The organism is Streptomyces sp. 549 (assembly GCF_030124175.1).
Taxonomy (GTDB): Bacteria; Actinomycetota; Actinomycetes; order Streptomycetales; family Streptomycetaceae; genus Streptomyces.
In genome coordinates, this window is the sequence record NZ_JASKMT010000019.1 from 24,948 (window position 1) to 41,897 (window position 16,950).

The window sequence follows — 16,950 nt, forward strand, 5'->3', positions numbered from 1 at the left end:
CTGCCCAAACGGGTATCCGGGCAGAATACGACGCGGACCCGGAGATCCGCTCGATGGTCACGATAGGACGCCTGGGGCGTGCGCGTGACATCGTTGAACGATTGTGCAGACACGGCGCCGACTCACCCGGGCGGGTGGCGGCGACGGCGCCTCGCCGGACCGCGGCTCGCTGCTGATACCCTGGTAGCCCGTGGAGCGGAGGGTGGCAAACCCCCGAACCGCAGCGACGGTACCCCGCCCGGCACGACACGGGGGCCGGTCCGCACTCACCTCGCGACCACGGGAGTCCCCTCTTGGCCATGCCGCCGAATTCCATGACGACCAAGCACATCTTCGTCACCGGGGGTGTCGCCTCCTCGCTCGGGAAGGGTCTGACCGCCTCCAGCCTCGGCGCCCTCCTGAAGGCCCGGGGACTGCGGGTGACGATGCAGAAGCTCGACCCGTACCTCAACGTCGACCCCGGCACCATGAACCCGTTCCAGCACGGTGAGGTGTTCGTCACCAACGACGGCGCCGAGACCGACCTGGACATCGGTCACTACGAGCGCTTCCTCGACGTCGACCTCGACGGCTCGGCCAACGTCACCACGGGCCAGGTCTACTCCACGGTCATCGCCAAGGAGCGCCGCGGCGAGTACCTCGGTGACACCGTGCAGGTCATCCCGCACATCACCAACGAGATCAAGCACCGCATCCGCCGCATGGCCTCCGGTGACGTCGACGTCGTCATCACCGAGGTCGGCGGCACCGTCGGCGACATCGAGTCGCTGCCGTTCCTGGAGGCCGTCCGCCAGGTGCGGCACGAGGTCGGCCGCGACAACGTCTTCGTGGTGCACATCTCGCTGCTGCCCTACATCGGCCCCTCGGGCGAACTGAAGACCAAGCCCACCCAGCACTCGGTGGCCGCCCTGCGCAGCATCGGCATCCAGCCGGACGCCATCGTGCTGCGGGCCGACCGCGAGGTGCCGACCGCCATCAAGCGCAAGATCTCGCTGATGTGCGACGTGGACGACGCCGCGGTGGTCGCCGCCATCGACGCCAAGTCGATCTACGACATCCCCAAGGTGCTGCACGGCGAAGGCCTGGACGCGTACGTGGTGCGCCGTCTGGACCTGCCGTTCCGGGACGTCGACTGGACCCAGTGGGACGACCTGCTGGGCCGGGTCCACCGCCCCGACCACGAGGTCACCGTGGCGCTGGTCGGCAAGTACATCGACCTGCCCGACGCCTACCTGTCGGTCACCGAGGCGATCCGCGCCGGCGGCTTCGCCAACCGGACCCGGGTGAAGATCAAGTGGGTCACCTCCGACGACTGCGGCACCTCCGAGGGCGCCGCCGCCCAGCTGGCCGACGTGGACGCGGTCTGCGTGCCCGGCGGCTTCGGCGACCGCGGTGTGGACGGCAAGGTCGGGGCCATCACCTACGCCCGGGAGAACGGCGTCCCGCTGCTCGGCCTGTGCCTGGGCCTGCAGTGCGTGGTCATCGAGGCGGCCCGCAACCTCGCCGGTATCGAGGACGCCAACTCCACCGAGTTCGACCAGGCCACCGCCCACCCGGTGATCTCCACCATGGCCGAGCAGCTCGACATCGTCGCCGGCGAGGGCGACATGGGCGGCACCATGCGGCTGGGCATGTACCCGGCCAAGCTCGCCGAGGGCTCCCTGGTGCGGGAGGCGTACGGCGACGAGCCCTACGTCGAGGAGCGCCACCGGCACCGCTACGAGGTGAACAACGCCTACCGCGGTGAGCTGGAGAAGAAGGCCGGCCTCCTGTTCTCGGGCACCTCGCCCGACAACAAGCTCGTCGAGTACGTCGAGTACCCGCGCGAGGTGCACCCCTACCTGGTCGCCACCCAGGCCCACCCGGAGCTGCGCTCGCGGCCGACCCGCCCGCACCCGCTGTTCGCCGGCCTGATCAAGGCCGCCGTCGAGCGCCTGGCCGCTCCCGGCGGGAAGAGCGACGGCGACGAGCGCGACGGCGGCAGGCACGACGGGCAGGACGCCTGATGGCGGGCCGGCTGCGGGACGTGCCGCAGGAGTGGGCGGTCACCGCCACGGCCACGCCGTTCGTGGGCGCCAAGACCAGCGTGCGCACCGACGACGTGGTGATGCCCGACGGGTCCGTGTCCGGCCGCGACTACCAGGTGCACCCCGGCTCGGTCGCGGTGCTCGCCCTGGACGAGGAGAACCGGGTGCTGGTGCTCAGTCAGTACCGCCACCCGGTGCGGCACAAGCTGTGGGAGATCCCGGCCGGGCTGCTGGACGTGCCCGGTGAGAACCCGCTGCACGCCGCCGAGCGCGAGCTGTACGAGGAGGCGCACGTCAAGGCCGCCGACTGGCGGGTGCTGGCCGACGTCTACACCACGCCGGGCGGCTGCGACGAGGCGGTGCGGGTCTTCCTCGCCCGGGGCCTGTCCGAGGCGACCGGCGCGCGCTTCGAGGTGGCGCACGAGGAGGCGGACATGGAGATCGCCCGGGTGCCGCTGCCCGACCTCGTGCGCGGGGTGCTCGCCGGCGACCTGCACAACAACTGCCTGGCGGTCGGTGTGCTCTCGCTCAGCGCGGCGCTGGCAGGGGACGGCCTCGAAGCGCTGCGCCCGGCCGACGCCCCCTGGCCGGCCCGCCCGTTCCACTGACCGGGCACCGGCACTGACCGGGCATCGGACGGTCTCCGCCCACCGGCTGCTCGGCCGGTCGGCCGACGGACGTCCGGCGCGTGCGCGCGCCGGACGCCGGGCCGCCGAGCGGGTGGTGCGCGGGCGGCGGAACGAGTGATCGCCGCCTGTCCTCCCACGGCGTGTGAACCCCCTGAACTACGCTCACTTTGTGACGGATCAGGCGGTGCACACCGGTACCCCCGCGACCAACGCCGGGGCAGGGACCTTCTTCGGCCGTGAGCGCGAACTGGACGCGCTGCGGGAGGACGTGGAGCGGGCCGGGCTCGACACGCTGGCCGGCCGTCCGGCCCCCCGGGCCCGGGTGCTGCTGATCGCCGGACGGCCCGGCTCGGGCCGCACCGCGCTGGCGGAGGAGTTCGCCCGCCGGGTCGCCGGGAACTACCCGGGCGGCGTGCTGCGGGCCCGCCTCACCGACCCCGGCGGGGCGGTGGTCCCGCTGGAGCGCGTCGCCCGCGACCTGCTCGACCTACTCGCCGTACCCGCTCCCGCCGGGGCCGGACCGGACGAGCTGACCGACGTGCTGCGCTCCGCGCTCGCCGAGCGCGGCACACTGCTGCTGCTCGACGACGTGGCCGCCGCCGAGCAACTCCTGGAGGTCGTCCCGGAGTCCCGCGACTGCCTGGTCGTGGCCACCGCCGAGGGGCCGCTGACCGGCGTGCCGGACGTGCGCCCCTGCACGCTCGGCGGACTCGACTCCGCCGCGGCCGTACACATGCTCGCGGACCGGGCGGGCAGCGAGATCCGCATCACCGTCGACCCGCGCGCCGCCGAGGCGCTGGCCGACTGCTGCGGCCACCAGCCCGCCGCGCTGGCGCTCGCCGGGGGCTGGCTGGCAGCCCGTCCGCAGGTGTCGGTCCTGGACGCGGCCCGCCGCCTCGCCGCGCTCGGCGACGAGGCCCGGCCGGTCACCAGCGCGTTCCGCCTGGTGCACGAGTCGCTGCCGGCCGAGGCGGCCCGCACGCTGCGGCTGCTGTGCCTGGCGCCGGACGGCTACGTCGACGCGGCCCTCGCCGCTGGACTGGCCGGCTGCTCGGTACCGGCGGCGCAGCGCACCCTGGAGGACTTCGCCCGCCTGGGCCTGCTGGAACCCGCGGGGGAGGACGCCCACCGGGTCCCCGGATGGCTGGACCCGCTGCTGCGCGGACTGCTGGAGAACCGCGAGCGGCCCGCCGACGTCCTGCTGGCACGGGCGCGGCTGCTGGAGCGGGCGGTGCGGCTGCTGCACTCCTGCTGGGCGGTCACCGAGCCCGACGGCACCGAGGCCCGCCGTGAACTCGCCGAGCAGCCGCGTCCGCTGCGCTTCGGTTCGCCCGCCGCAGCCGCCCGCTGGCTGGACTCCCGGCTGCCGGCGCTGCTCGCCGCGGCCCGGCTCGCCGTCGCCGACGGCGAACTGGACACGCTGGCACGCCGGTTCATCGGCGCGCTGGCCCGTGCGCTCAACGCGCACCGCACGCCGGAGCAGGTGGCGCCGGAGCAGTACCGGCTGCACGAACTCGTGCTGTCGGTGGCACAGCGGCGGGGCCTGCACCGTGAGCGTGCCGCTGCGCTGCTGAACCTCGGCGACCTCGACGCCCGTACCGGGCGGCTGCCCGACGCGCTGGCGCGCTATCGGGAGGCGCTGGCCGCATGCCGTGCCGACGAGGACGGCGACCCGCAGGCCGCGGTGCGGGCCATGGACTCGATGGGTGGCACCTACGCGGAGCTCGACGACTGGCACCGGGCCGCCGACTGGTACGGGCGGGCGCTCGCCCAGTGCCAGGTACAGGGCGACCTGGAGGGAGTGGCCCGGCTGCACGGCCGCATCGGCGGCGTGCAGATCTATGCGGGGCAGTGGGGGGAGGCGCTGCACGCCTGGCGGGCTTCCGCGGCGGTGCACCGCCGGCTGCGGAATCCGCAGGCGCAGGCGCGGGCCCTGAGCGAGGTGGCGCGGGTGCAGGAGTACGCGGGGCGTCCTCGGGAGGCCATGCGCAGCTGCCACGACGCGCTGGGCCTGGCGACCGGGGCCGGGGACACCCGGCTGCAGGCGGCGCTGCGGCTGCGGCTGGCCGACACCTGCGAGCGGATGGGGGAGCCCGGCGACGCGCTCGCGCACCGCGCCGAGGCCGAGCGGCTGCTGGGGGAAACAGGCGATTCCGCCGCAGAAAGCCAGGCCACCTCAGAGGCGACCTGCGAAATCCATAGTGATCGCCAGAAAGGTTGACCCTTTGTAAGGCTAGACAGCTGGAGATCCTTCATTAGACTGGCTGCGTTGAGGTTCTCCCGCTCACGTCCGGCATGTCCTGACTATGGTGGTGTGAGTGGTTGAATCCCGGAATCTCCAGCACCCTCAGAGTCAAGGACCGTGATCGACGTGAAGGTCGGTATCCCCCGCGAGGTCAAGAACAACGAGTTCCGCGTCGCCATCACCCCGGCGGGCGTGCACGAACTCGTCACAGGCGGCCACCAGGTCGTGGTGGAGCAGGGAGCCGGTCTCGGCTCCTCCATCCCGGACGAGGAGTACACCGCCGCCGGTGCCGCCATCCTTGGCACCGCCGACGAGGTCTGGGCCGCCGCCGACCTGCTGCTGAAGGTCAAGGAGCCCATCGCGGAGGAGTACCACCGGCTCCGCAAGGACCAGACGCTCTTCACCTACCTGCACCTCGCCGCGTCCCGCGAGTGCACCGACGCCCTGCTGGCGTCCGGCACCACCGCGATCGCCTACGAGACGGTGGAGACCGAGAGCCGGGCCCTGCCGCTGCTGGCGCCGATGTCCGAGGTCGCGGGCCGCATCGCGCCCCAGGTCGGTGCCTACCACCTGATGCGCTCGGCGGGCGGGCGCGGTGTGCTGCCCGGCGGTGTTCCGGGTGTCCCGGCGGGCAAGGCGGTCGTCATCGGCGGCGGCGTCTCCGGATGGAACGCCACCCAGATCGCCGTCGGTCTCGGCTTCCAGGTCACCCTGCTCGACAAGGACATCAACAAGCTGCGGGAGGCCGACCGCATCTTCGGCACCCGGGTGCGTGCCATCTCCTCCAACGCCTTCGAGCTGGAGAAGGCGGTGCTCGACGCCGACCTGGTGATCGGCGCGGTGCTGATCCCCGGTGCCAAGGCGCCGAAGCTGGTCACCAACGAGCTGGTGTCCCGGATGAAGCCGGGAAGTGTTCTTGTCGACATCGCCATCGACCAGGGCGGCTGCTTCGAGGACTCGCGTCCCACCACCCACGCGGAGCCGACCTTCCGGGTGCACGACTCGGTGTTCTACTGCGTCGCCAACATGCCCGGAGCCGTCCCGAACACATCCACCTACGCGCTGACCAACGCGACGCTGCCCTACATCGTGGAGCTGGCGAACCGCGGCTGGGTGGAGGCGCTGCGCCGGGACCCGGCACTGGCCAAGGGCCTCAACACCCATGACGGCCAGGTCGTCTACGGACCCGTCGCCCAGGCCCACGGGCTGGAGCACGTGGAGGCGCAGACCCTGCTCGGCTGACCCCGTGCGGCGGTCGCGCGTCAAGTGCGGCCGTCAATACGGCCCCTCGCACGTCACCGGCCGGACCCCTTCGACCCGGGGTCCGGCCGGTGACGTGTGCTTCGCTCCTGACGGGTGGTCAACTCGTCGTGAAGATAACCGTTCAACCGATTCGCGACCCCGCAAAACCTCCTGTACGAGTGCCTTGCGCCCTTGACAACGGGGGGTTCGGTTGCGGACACATCGGGCCGTCTCCGACGGATTGTGTTGCTGCGGACCACCGACACGCCATAGAGTCGCCAAACGTCGGCAAGGTGCCACGCTGACCTGTCTAGAAGTTTCCTGGTCGCCAAGGAGGTAAGACGACTTGTGAATGAGTCGACAATTACTCCCGGAGGTGGTCAACCAGGACCGCTCACGCCGGGCCGGGAAGCCGAAGGGTTCCGGGCTGTCGGTTCCGTAGCTGTCCGCACCTTCACCTCCCACCAGGACCAGTCGAGCATGACAGCCCACCAGAGCACGGACGGATCCCACGTGAACGCCATGGCCGGCGACCGTGCGGACGGTCACGGCGACCGTCTGACGGCCTATGAAGAACCGCACATCGGTGATCTGCCCGAAGGGCATTTCTACGATCCCGACGCGGAGTTCGAACCCGACCCCGAGTACGCGGCGACCCTCGCGCCCGACGCCGCGCGCCAGCGCCGCGAGCGCATCGGCCCCACCGGGCGCCCGCTGCCGTACTTCCCGATCCCCGGCCCCGTCGCCGAGCACGGACCGGCGAAGATCATCGCGATGTGCAACCAGAAGGGCGGGGTGGGCAAGACCACCTCGACCATCAACCTGGGCGCCGCGCTCGCCGAGTACGGACGCCGGGTCCTGCTGGTCGACTTCGACCCGCAGGGCGCGCTCTCCGTCGGACTCGGCGTCAACCCGATGGAACTCGACCTCACCGTCTACAACCTGCTCATGGAGCGGGGCATGGCAGCCGACGAGGTACTGCTGAAGACGGCCGTGGCGGGCATGGACCTGCTGCCCAGCAACATCGACCTGTCGGCCGCCGAGGTCCAGCTGGTCAGCGAGGTCGCCCGGGAGTCCACGCTCCAGCGCGCCCTGCAACCGCTGCTGCCCGACTACGACTTCATCGTCATCGACTGCCAGCCCTCGCTGGGCCTGCTCACCGTGAACGCGCTCACCGCCGCCCACAAGGTGATCGTGCCGCTGGAGTGCGAGTTCTTCGCGCTGCGCGGAGTCGCGCTGCTCACCGAGACGATCGAGAAGGTGCAGGAGCGGCTCAACCCGGAACTGGAGCTCGACGGCATCCTGGCCACCATGTACGACTCCCGTACCGTGCACAGCCGCGAGGTGCTGGCCCGCGTGGTCGAGGCGTTCGACGACAGCGTCTACCACACCGTCATCGGACGCACGGTCCGCTTCCCCGAGACCACCGTCGCCGGGGAGCCCATCACCACCTACGCCTCCAACTCCGTCGGTGCCGCCGCCTACCGCCAGCTCGCCAGGGAGGTGCTCGCCCGGTGCCACGCCGAGTGAGTCTCCCGGCAGCCGACGAACTGTTCCGCACCACCGGGGGTCCGGGTGTCCAGCCCTCCTCCTCCCGGCAGCACGTCAACGGCGACACCCAGCCCGGCGGTTCGGGCGTCCGGATGCCCCCGCCGGCCGGTGAGGCGGCGCCCGCCGCGGAACCCGGCGCAGCCGAGGGCGGCGAGGCACCCGGCCGCGGCGACGCGGCCGAGCCGGCGTCCGGCCGTGACGTTCCGGCCGCCCGCAGCGCGTCCGGCGGGCCGGAGCAGGGCACACGCGCCGACTCCGCCGCCGGCAAGGGCCGCCAGGCCGCCGGTGGTTCCCGCCGGGGCCGCGCCGCTCCGCGCCGGCCCAGCGGGCGCGAACGGCACGACGAGAAGATCACGGTCTACGTCTCCGCCGAGGAGCTGATGGACCTGGAGCACGCCCGGCTGGTGCTGCGCGGCGAGCACGGGCTCGCCGTGGACCGCGGACGGATCGTGCGCGAGGCGGTGGCCGTCGTGCTCGCCGACCTGGAGTCGCGCGGTGACGCCAGCATCCTGGTCCGGAGGCTCCGCGGCCGGTGAGCCGGTTCCGGAACAGACCGGGCCGGCGGGGTAATCTGCCCCGCAATGACCGAGTCCGAGGCACCTGTGCCGCCGTCCCCACCGCCCCGCAGGAGGGCGCTGGGCGGCGGCCCCGGCAGCCCCGGCGCGACCCGGCCGGCCGGACCGGCCGCCGCCCCACCGGACGGGCCCGCTCCGGCGGCCGAGGCGCCCGCTGAGCGGCCCCCCGCCCGACCCGCGGACCCCGAGCCGCCCCCGCCGCCCGCGACCGGCCCTGACCGCTCCCCGCCCCCGGAGCCGCCCGCGACCGGGGACGCCGCCGCCGAGGCCCCGCCCGCTGACGACCCGCCGGCCGAGGACGAGGCCGGTGACGGGCGCTTCCGCGTCGTCCTGGACAACTTCGAGGGCCCCTTCGACCTGCTGCTCCAGCTCATCGCCAAGCACCGCATGGACGTCACCGAGGTGGCCCTCTCCCGGGTGACGGACGAGTTCATGGCGCACCTGCGGGCCATGGGCTCCGACTGGGACCTCGACCAGACCACCGAGTTCCTCGTGGTGGCCGCCACCCTGCTCGACCTCAAGGCGGCGCGGCTGCTGCCGTCCGCCGAGGTCGAGGACGAGGGCGACCTCGCCCTGCTGGAGGCGCGCGACCTGCTGTTCGCCCGGCTGCTCCAGTACCGGGCCTACCGGGAGATCGCCGCGATCTTCGCCGACCGGCTGCAGGACGAGTCCCGCCGCCACCCCAGGACCGTCGGCCTGGAACCCCACCTGGCCGCGCTGCTGCCCGACGTGGTGATCAGCATCGGTCCGGAGGGCTTCGCCCGCCTCGCCGTCAAGGCCATGCAGCCCAAGCCGAAGCCGCAGGTATTCGTCGACCACATCCACGCCCCGCTGGTCAGCGTGCGCGAGCAGGCCGAGGTGGTGATGGCACGGCTCCGCGAGCAGGGCGAGGCGAGCTTCGAGCAGCTCACCGCAGACGCCCCCGACACCCTCACCGTCGTCGCCCGCTTCCTCGCACTGCTGGAGCTGTACCGCGAACGGGTCGTCACGCTCGACCAGCCCGAGGCGCTGGCCACGCTCACCGTGCGCTGGAGCGCTCCGGCCGACGCCCGTCCGCAGGTCACCGACGAGTTCGACCAGGAGCCGCCGGCCCCGCCCGGCCCCGCGCCGGGGGGCGCCGCCCCCGACGCCGACCCGCAGGAGGCCCGCCCGTGAGCGGTACCGCCACCCCGTCCCCGCCGCCCTCCGGCCCCGGGCCGGTCGCCGACCTGGAACTGAAACCCGCCCTGGAGGCGGTGCTGATGGTGGTGGACGAGCCCGCCACCGAGGAGCACCTGGCCCGCGTCCTTCAGCGCCCCCGCAGGGCCGTCGCGGACGCCCTGCGCGAACTCGCCGACGAGTACACCCGGCAGGGCCGCGGATTCGAGCTTCGGCAGGTCGCCGGCGGCTGGCGCTACTCCACCCGCGACACCTACGCGGAGGCGGTCGAGAGCTTCGCGCTGGACGGCCAGCAGGCGCGGCTGACGCAGGCAGCGCTGGAGACGCTGGCGGTCGTCGCCTACCGCCAGCCGGTCAGCCGTTCACGGGTCTCCGCGGTGCGCGGAGTGAACTGCGACGGCGTCATGCGGACCCTGCTCCAGCGCGGTCTGGTGGCGGAGGCGGGCACCGAACCCGAAACAGGTGCGATCCTGTACGTGACGACGCACTACTTCCTGGAGCGGATGGGCCTGCGCGGCCTGGACGAGCTGCCGGAGCTCGCGCCCTTCCTACCCGAAGCGGACGCGGTGGAGGGCGAGAGCAGGGAAGGGGTGCCGTCGTTCGACGTAGACGACAGCGGCGACACCCAGACCTAAGACGGAAACTTGATGCGAAGCAGCGGCAGTAGCGGCAGTAACGGCAACCGGAACAGCAACCGGGGCGCGGGCAGCAGCCGCGACAAGAAGCAGCAGTCCTCCTCGGGACGTCCCCGCCCGGAGGAGCGGCGCTACACCTCGGACGGCAACCGGGGAGCGGCGAAGGGCGGCCCGCGCAAGCGGTCCACGCCGGCCCGCCCGCGGGAGCTGGACGCCCAGATCGAGGAGCGCAACCGCGCCCGCTACGACACCCCCCGGCCCAAGACGCCGAAGACCTTCGGCGAGCAGGAGGGCGAGCGCCTGCAGAAGGTGCTGGCCCGGGCCGGCATGGGCTCCCGGCGGGCCTGCGAGGAGCTCATCGAGCGCGCGCGGGTCGAGGTCAACGGCCAGGTCGTCGTCGAGCAGGGCATGCGCGTCGATCCGGAGAAGGACGAGATCAAGGTCGACGGCCTGACGGTCGCCACCCAGGCGCACCTGTTCTTCGCGCTGAACAAGCCGGCCGGTGTGGTCGCCTCCATGGAGGACCCCGAGGGCCGGCAGTGCCTGGGGGACTACGTGAACAACCGCGAGACGCGGCTGTTCCACGTCGGCCGCCTCGACACCGAGACCGAGGGCATCATCCTGCTCACCAACCACGGCGAGCTGGCCCACCGCCTCACCCACCCCCGCTACGGCGTGCGCAAGACCTACCTCGCCGCCATCCAGGGGCCGATCCCCCGGGACCTGGGCAAGCGGCTCAAGGACGGCATCAAGCTGGAGGACGGCTACGCCCGCGCCGACCACTTCAAGGTGGTGGAGAACACCGGCAAGAACTACCTCGTCGAGGTCTCCCTGCACGAGGGCCGCAAGCACATCGTGCGCCGCATGCTCGCCGAGGCCGGCTTCCCGGTCGACAAGCTGGTCCGCACCCGGTTCGGCCCGATCCCGCTGGGCGACCAGAAGTCCGGCTGGCTGCGCCGTATGACCAACACCGAGGTCGGCATGCTGATGAAGGAGGTCGGCCTGTAGGCCGACCTCGACGGGCGCCCCCGGCTGTGCGGCCGGCGGCGTGCGGGGCAGGCACACCCGGGGCGGCGGACCGCCGGGTGCGTGCACGGAAACGAGGAGGAGAGCGGACAGTGGCGGTACGAGCGGTGCGGGGCGCCGTGCAACTGGAGAGGGACGACGCGGGGGAGATGCACGCGCGCGTCGCCGAGCTGCTGGCGGCCGTGCTGGAGCGCAACGCGCTCGGCACGGACGACCTGATCAGCATCTGGTTCACCGCCACCCCCGACCTGCGCAGCGACTTCCCCGCCGCGGCGGCCCGCAGCACCGGGCTGGCGGACGTGCCGCTCATCTGCGCCCAGGAACTCGACATCCCCGGCGCCATGCCGCGTGTGGTGCGGCTGCTCGCCCATGTCGAGACCGACCTGCCCAGAACAGCCGTGTCGCACGTCTACCTCGGCGCGGCTGCCGCACTCCGCAAGGACATCGCCCAGTAATGCGTACCGCCCTCGTCATCGGCACCGGCCTCGTCGGCACCTCCGTCGCGCTCGCGCTGTCCGCCCGCGGCGTCACCGTGCACCTCGCGGACCACCACCCGGAGCACGCCCGCACCGCCGCGGCGCTCGGTGCCGGCAGCGACGCCCCCGCGGACGGGCCCGTCGACCTGGCCGTGGTGGCCGTGCCGCCCGCGCACATCGCGGCGACCGTCGCCGCGGCGCAGCGGGCCGGGGCCGCACGCGGCTACCTCGACGTGGGCAGCGTCAAGGGCGGGCCCCGCCGGGAACTGGCCGCCCTGGGCGGCGACCCGGCGGCCTACCTGGGCACGCACCCGATGGCCGGCCGGGAGAAGTCGGGGCCGCTGGCCGCCACCGCCGACCTCTTCGAGGGCCGCCCGTGGGTGCTCACCCCGACCGCCGAGACCGACACCGAGGTGCTGAACCTGGCGCTGGAGCTGGTGGCGCTGTGCCGGGCGGTGCCCGTGGTGATGGACGCCGACGCCCACGACCGGGCCGTCGCCCTCGTCTCCCACACCCCGCAACTGCTGTCCAGCCTGGTCGCCGCCCGGCTGGAGAGCGCCGACGAGACGGCGGTACGGCTCTGCGGGCAGGGCATCCGCGACGTCACCCGCATCGCCGCCTCGGACCCCGCGATGTGGCTGGACATCCTGTCCGCTAACCCCGGGCCGGTCGCCGACGTGCTCTCCGAGGTCGCCGGCGACCTCGACACCACGGTCCGCGCGCTGCGGGCCCTGGAGTCCGCCGACGACGCCAAGCGGGGAGAGGGCACCGCGGGCATCGAGGACGTGCTGCGCCGCGGGAACTCCGGTCGGGCCCGGGTTCCCGGCAAGCACGGCCAGGCGCCCGCCGTCTACGAGACGGTGGCGGTGCTCATCAGCGACCGCCCCGGCGAGCTGGCCCGGATCTTCGCCGACGCCGGCCAGGCCGGCGTCAACATCGAGGACGTGCGGATCGAGCACGCCACCGGCCAGCAGGCCGGCCACGTGCAGCTGATGGTCGAACCGAAGTCCGCGACGCTGCTCGCCGAGGCGCTGCGGGCCCGGGGCTGGTCGATCAACGCCCGCTGATCCGGCCCCCGGGTCCGACCGGCAGGCCGCTCCGGCGGCCGGGGCATGCCCGGCCGTGGCAGCACCGGCCAGCCGGTAGCCTGGTGCGGGGCCGGGTACCGGCCCGCGCGCTCCTCCTCCCGGTCCAAGAAAGGTCCCCGCCACCGTGGAAACCGCTCCGGCACCCGTTGTCGTCGCCATCGACGGCCCTTCCGGCACGGGCAAGTCCAGCACGTCCAAAGCCGTCGCCGCGCAGCTGGGGATGAACTACCTCGACACCGGTGCGCAGTACCGGGCCATCACCTGGTGGATGCTGAGCAACGGCATCGACGTGAACGACGCCGCCGCCGTCGCAGACGCCAGTGGCAAGCCCGACCTGGTGTCCGGGACCGATCCGGCCGCGCCCACCATCACCGTGGACGGCGCGGACGCCGCCGGTCCCATCCGCACCCCCGAGGTCACGGCGGCCGTCAGCGCGGTCAGCGCCGTCCCGCAGGTGCGCACCCGCATCACCGAGCTCCAGCGGGCGATCGCGGCCGGCGCGCCCACCGGGATCGTCGTCGAGGGCCGGGACATCGGCACCACGGTGCTGCCCGACGCGGACCTGAAGATCTTCCTCACCGCCTCACCCGAGGCCCGCGCCGCCCGCCGCGGCGGCGAGCTGGCCGGGCGCGGCGGGGAGAAGCCGGTCGACCTGGACGCGACCCGGCAGGCACTGCTGCGGCGTGACCGTGCCGACTCCAGCCGCAAGACCTCCCCGCTGGCCAAGGCGGACGACGCGGTGGAGGTGGACACCACCGAACTGACCCTGGAGCAGGTCATCGAGTGTGTGGTCACCCTGATCGAGGACAGGCAGCGGACGGCGTGACCGGCGGTGCCCGGACCGCTCCGACGGCTCCGGCCGCCCCGGAAGTGCCCAGCGCCCGCGGCGCCCGGGTCAGCAGGGGGATCGGCATCGGCCTGATGTACGGGCTGTGGCGGCCCAGGGCGCTGGGCACCTGGCGGGTACCGCCGACGGGCCCGGTGATCCTCGCGGTCAACCACTCGCACAACATCGACGGCCCGATGGTCATCGGCACCTCACCGCGGCCGGTTCACTTCATGGTGAAGAAGGAAGCGTTCGTCGGGCCGGTCGGCCCGTTCCTGCGCGCCGTCGGCCAGGTGGAGGTGGACCGCGCCTCGGCCGACCGGGGGGCGATCGCCCGCACGCTGGGCGTTCTCGCGCAGGGCGGTGTGCTCGGCATCTTCCCCGAGGGCACCCGCGGTGAGGGCGACTTCGCCGCGCTGCGCGGCGGCCTCGCGTACTTCGCGCTGCGCTCCGGCGCCCCGGTGGTCCCGGTGGCGGTGCTCGGCGGAACCGAGCACCGCAGCCGGCTGACCTCCGCGATGCCGCCGCTGCGAAGCCGCGTCGACGTCGTCTACGGCGACCCCTTCGACGCCGGCGACGGCACCGGCCGGCGCACCCGAACGGCGATGGACGCCGCCACGGCGCGCATCCAGCGGCGGCTCGCCGGGCACCTGGCCGACGCCAGGCGGCTGACCGGCCGCTGAGCCACACTTGAGTCGAGTTTTTCGGAAAGCAAGGACAGGACTTCATGAACGACCAGATCCACTCCGGCGACGAGCACGGGCACGGTGAGCTCGGCGACGCCGAGTACGCGGAGTTCATGGAGCTCGCCGCGCAGGAAGGCTTCGACGCCGAGGAGATCGAGGGCGCGCTCGGCGCGGCGGGCCACGGCCCGCTGCCCGTGCTCGCCGTCGTCGGACGCCCCAACGTCGGCAAGTCGACACTGGTGAACCGGATCATCGGCCGCCGCGAGGCGGTCGTCGAGGACCGGCCCGGTGTCACCCGCGACCGCGTCACCTACGAGGCCGAGTGGGCGGGCCGCCGCTTCAAGGTGGTGGACACCGGCGGCTGGGAGCAGGACGTGCTCGGCATCGACGCCTCTGTCGCCGCGCAGGCCGAGTTCGCCATCGAGGCCGCCGACGCGGTGGTCTTCGTGGTGGACGCCTCGGTGGGCGCGACCGACACCGACGAGGCCGTGGTGAAGCTGCTGCGCCGCTCCGGCAAGCCGGTGGTGCTGTGCGCCAACAAGGTCGACGGGCCGTCCGCCGAGGCGGACGCGGCGATGCTGTGGTCGCTGGGTCTCGGCGAGCCGCACCCGGTTTCCGCGCTGCACGGCCGAGGCACCGGCGACATGCTCGACCAGGTGCTGGACGCACTGCCCGAGGCACCCGAGCAGACCTTCGGCACCGCGCTCGGCGGCCCGCGCCGCATCGCGCTGATCGGCCGTCCGAACGTGGGCAAGTCCTCGCTGCTGAACAAGGTGGCGGGGGAGGACCGCGTGGTGGTCAACGAGGTGGCCGGCACCACCCGCGACCCGGTCGACGAGCTGATCGAACTCGGCGGCAAGACCTGGAAGTTCGTCGACACCGCGGGCATCCGCCGACGTGTCCACCTCGTTGAGGGCGCCGACTACTACGCGTCGCTGCGGACCGCCGCCGCGCTGGAGAAGGCGGAGGTGGCGGTGGTCCTGATCGACGTCAACGAGTCGATCAGCGTCCAGGACACCCGCATCATCTCCATGGCGGTGGACGCCGGGCGTGCCCTGGTCATCGCCTACAACAAGTGGGACACGCTGGACGACGAGCGCCGCTTCTACCTGGAGCGGGAGATCGAGCGGGACCTGGTGCAGGTTCAGTGGGCGCCCCGGGTGAACGTCTCGGCGCGGACCGGCCGGCACATGGAGAAGCTGGTACCGGCGATCGAGACGGCCCTCGCCGGCTGGGAGAAGCGGGTGCCGACCGGACGGCTCAACTCGTTCCTCGGCGAGCTCGTCGCCTCACATCCGCACCCGGTGCGCGGCGGAAAGCAGCCCCGCATCCTCTTCGGCACACAGGCCGGTACCCGCCCGCCGAGGTTCGTGCTGTTCGCCTCCGGATTCCTGGAGGCCGGCTACCGCCGGTTCATCGAGCGCCGCCTGCGGGAGCAGTTCGACTTCACCGGCACCCCGGTGCACATCTCGGTGCGGGTGCGGGAGAAGCGCGGCAGGAAGAAGTGACCTGAGGTCCCGTCCACGGTTCGGCCCCGCCGGTGTGTCACCGGCGGGGCCGAACCGTGTCACAGGCCGTGCCGCCCGTCCCGGGAACCGGGCGGCAGCGCGGCGGGCAGCACACCGCGGGGGCGCCGGTCGTCGTACCGGAACGGGGCGGTGAGGGCGGTGCCGTGCACCGTCCCGAACTGCTCGAACCTCAGCCCCTCCTCACCCGAACGATCACCGGGCAGGGCCCGGAACAACCTGCGGTACTCGGCGTACAGCGCGTCGTAGATCGGCGTCGCGGACGGCTCCGGGGTGACCTCGTGCGCCGGGCGCATACCGGGGATCTGTCCGTGGTTGAGGTACGGGTGATGGGCGCGGGAGTGTTCGTATGGCTGCACGCTGTGGCCAACGAGGTGACAGCCCCGCTGGATGCGGGGCCGAGTGGGGGAACCCGTCTCAGGTACCGGCCAGCGGCATCGCCGCCGCAGCAAGCCGTCCCGACTTCGCGGCGCCTTCCAGGGCGTCGCGCAGCATGTCCTCACGGGGCTGCTGCCCGATGGAGCCCGCCGGCGCCGCGTAGACCAGCACGGTGTTGGTCCGGTTCGCCGACACCCGCCACTCGTCGGTCACGGCGAGCGGCTGGTGGGCCTGCCACCACGAGTTGGACTTGCTGCTGTCCGGCCCCGGCTGGAGCACGGCGTGCAGCTTGCCCATGGCCAGCAGCACCGACCAGCCCTCGATCGCGGCGGGGCGCTCCGCGACGTCCGCCACCGGGTGGAAGCCGGCCTCGGTGAGCAGGGCGAGGAACTCGTCCTCGGTGCCGTCGGTGCCGGGGCGGGCGATCGGCCCGTTGGGCTCCACGACGATCGCCGGGAACAGCTGCTCGTCGATGAGCACCTGACCGCAGGTCACGCCGAGCACGGCCTGCCGGTCGGCCGGCTCCAGCGGCGCGGTCGGAGCGGGAACCGACGCGCCGCCCTCCGCCGCGATGGTGCGCACGGCACCCTGGATCTGGTCCTCGGTGACCTTCACGATCTGGGAGGGGATGCAGCCGGCGTGGGCGAAGGCGAGCACGGCCGTCTCGTCACCGACGAAGAGCACCGTGCTGGTGCGCTCCTTGGCGGTGTCGCCGGGGGTACGGCAGGACGTGCAGTCGTAGCTGCCGGGCACGGTCTCGCCGGCCAGCAGACGCGCGGCTTCTTCTTCGCCGATCTCGGCGCGTACGTCGTTGCTGACGTCGAGCATGGAGGACACAGGAAACTCCTGGCGGTCGGGTCTGGTACGTAGGGACAACGGGTG

At 72.9% G+C, this 16,950-nt stretch carries 16 protein-coding genes; 14 read left to right on the plus strand and 2 right to left on the minus strand.

What is annotated here, in order from left to right; all coding sequences use genetic code 11:
- Positions 1-299: 299 nt before the first annotated feature.
- The 14 genes from pyrG (at position 300) to der (ending at position 15,672) form a co-directional block, all read left to right on the plus strand.
- Complete coding sequence (pyrG, locus tag QNO07_RS19845) at positions 300-2,006, plus strand: CTP synthase (RefSeq protein WP_283993533.1); 1,707 nt, start codon at positions 300-302, stop codon at positions 2,004-2,006.
- Positions 2,006-2,635, plus strand: coding sequence for an NUDIX domain-containing protein (locus tag QNO07_RS19850; protein WP_283993534.1), 630 nt, complete (start codon positions 2,006-2,008; stop codon positions 2,633-2,635). Before pyrG ends, QNO07_RS19850 begins: the two co-directional genes overlap by 1 nt.
- A gap of 190 nt (positions 2,636-2,825) precedes the next feature.
- Entirely contained in the window at positions 2,826-4,877 is a 2,052-nt protein-coding gene (locus tag QNO07_RS19855; protein WP_283993535.1) for a tetratricopeptide repeat protein, read from the plus strand.
- Positions 4,878-5,027: 150 nt separating this feature from the next.
- Positions 5,028-6,143 (plus strand): alanine dehydrogenase, encoded by a 1,116-nt coding sequence (gene ald, locus QNO07_RS19860; RefSeq protein WP_283993606.1) that lies wholly within the window; start codon positions 5,028-5,030, stop codon positions 6,141-6,143.
- Between the two features lie 348 nt (positions 6,144-6,491).
- On the plus strand, positions 6,492-7,673 hold the full coding sequence (locus QNO07_RS19865) for a ParA family protein (protein ID WP_502961890.1): 1,182 nt from the start codon (positions 6,492-6,494) through the stop codon (positions 7,671-7,673).
- On the plus strand, positions 7,670-8,230 hold the full coding sequence (locus QNO07_RS19870; RefSeq protein ID WP_283993537.1) for a hypothetical protein: 561 nt from the start codon (positions 7,670-7,672) through the stop codon (positions 8,228-8,230). The genes QNO07_RS19865 and QNO07_RS19870 overlap by 4 nt, the downstream gene beginning before the upstream one ends.
- Before the next feature lie 45 nt (positions 8,231-8,275).
- Positions 8,276-9,424, plus strand: coding sequence for a segregation and condensation protein A (locus tag QNO07_RS19875; RefSeq protein ID WP_283993538.1), 1,149 nt, complete (start codon positions 8,276-8,278; stop codon positions 9,422-9,424).
- Complete coding sequence (scpB, locus tag QNO07_RS19880; protein ID WP_283993539.1) at positions 9,421-10,062, plus strand: SMC-Scp complex subunit ScpB; 642 nt, start codon at positions 9,421-9,423, stop codon at positions 10,060-10,062. Before QNO07_RS19875 ends, scpB begins: the two co-directional genes overlap by 4 nt.
- A gap of 12 nt (positions 10,063-10,074) precedes the next feature.
- The gene (locus QNO07_RS19885) at positions 10,075-11,070 is read left to right on the plus strand and encodes a pseudouridine synthase (RefSeq protein ID WP_283993540.1); all 996 of its coding nucleotides are present in this window, start codon (positions 10,075-10,077) and stop codon (positions 11,068-11,070) included.
- A 110-nt stretch (positions 11,071-11,180) separates the two neighbouring features.
- A complete protein-coding gene (aroH, locus tag QNO07_RS19890; RefSeq protein ID WP_283993541.1) occupies positions 11,181-11,543 on the plus strand; it encodes a chorismate mutase in 363 nt (120 codons plus the stop codon).
- Complete coding sequence (locus QNO07_RS19895; protein WP_283993542.1) at positions 11,543-12,631, plus strand: prephenate dehydrogenase; 1,089 nt, start codon at positions 11,543-11,545, stop codon at positions 12,629-12,631. The genes aroH and QNO07_RS19895 overlap by 1 nt, the downstream gene beginning before the upstream one ends.
- A 145-nt stretch (positions 12,632-12,776) precedes the next feature.
- Entirely contained in the window at positions 12,777-13,478 is a 702-nt protein-coding gene (gene cmk, locus QNO07_RS19900) for a (d)CMP kinase (RefSeq protein WP_283993543.1), read from the plus strand.
- 95 nt (positions 13,479-13,573) lie between these two features.
- Positions 13,574-14,161 (plus strand): lysophospholipid acyltransferase family protein, encoded by a 588-nt coding sequence (locus QNO07_RS19905; protein WP_283993607.1) that lies wholly within the window; start codon positions 13,574-13,576, stop codon positions 14,159-14,161.
- 44 nt (positions 14,162-14,205) lie between these two features.
- Positions 14,206-15,672, plus strand: a complete 1,467-nt coding sequence (gene der / locus QNO07_RS19910; RefSeq protein WP_283993544.1) for a ribosome biogenesis GTPase Der — start codon at positions 14,206-14,208, stop codon at positions 15,670-15,672.
- Positions 15,673-15,731: 59 nt separating this feature from the next.
- Here the strand turns inward: der and QNO07_RS19915 are convergent, their stop codons facing one another.
- On the minus strand, positions 15,732-16,049 hold the full coding sequence (locus QNO07_RS19915) for a hypothetical protein (protein ID WP_283993545.1): 318 nt from the start codon (positions 16,047-16,049) through the stop codon (positions 15,732-15,734).
- Between the two features lie 58 nt (positions 16,050-16,107).
- Positions 16,108-16,905, minus strand: coding sequence for a DUF8842 C-terminal domain-containing protein (locus QNO07_RS19920; RefSeq protein WP_283993546.1), 798 nt, complete (start codon positions 16,903-16,905; stop codon positions 16,108-16,110).
- Between the last annotated feature and the right edge of the window lie 45 nt (positions 16,906-16,950).

Coding starts and splice junctions, on each gene's coding strand:
- QNO07_RS19885 (WP_283993540.1), top strand. CDS start 10,075: ATGCGAAGCAGCGGCAGTAGCGGCAGTAACGGCAACCGGAACAGCAAC.
- QNO07_RS19875 (WP_283993538.1), top strand. CDS start 8,276: ATGACCGAGTCCGAGGCACCTGTGCCGCCGTCCCCACCGCCCCGCAGG.
- QNO07_RS19895 (WP_283993542.1), top strand. CDS start 11,543: ATGCGTACCGCCCTCGTCATCGGCACCGGCCTCGTCGGCACCTCCGTC.
- pyrG (WP_283993533.1), top strand. CDS start 300: ATGCCGCCGAATTCCATGACGACCAAGCACATCTTCGTCACCGGGGGT.
- QNO07_RS19850 (WP_283993534.1), top strand. CDS start 2,006: ATGGCGGGCCGGCTGCGGGACGTGCCGCAGGAGTGGGCGGTCACCGCC.
- der (WP_283993544.1), top strand. CDS start 14,206: ATGAACGACCAGATCCACTCCGGCGACGAGCACGGGCACGGTGAGCTC.
- QNO07_RS19905 (WP_283993607.1), top strand. CDS start 13,574: ATGTACGGGCTGTGGCGGCCCAGGGCGCTGGGCACCTGGCGGGTACCG.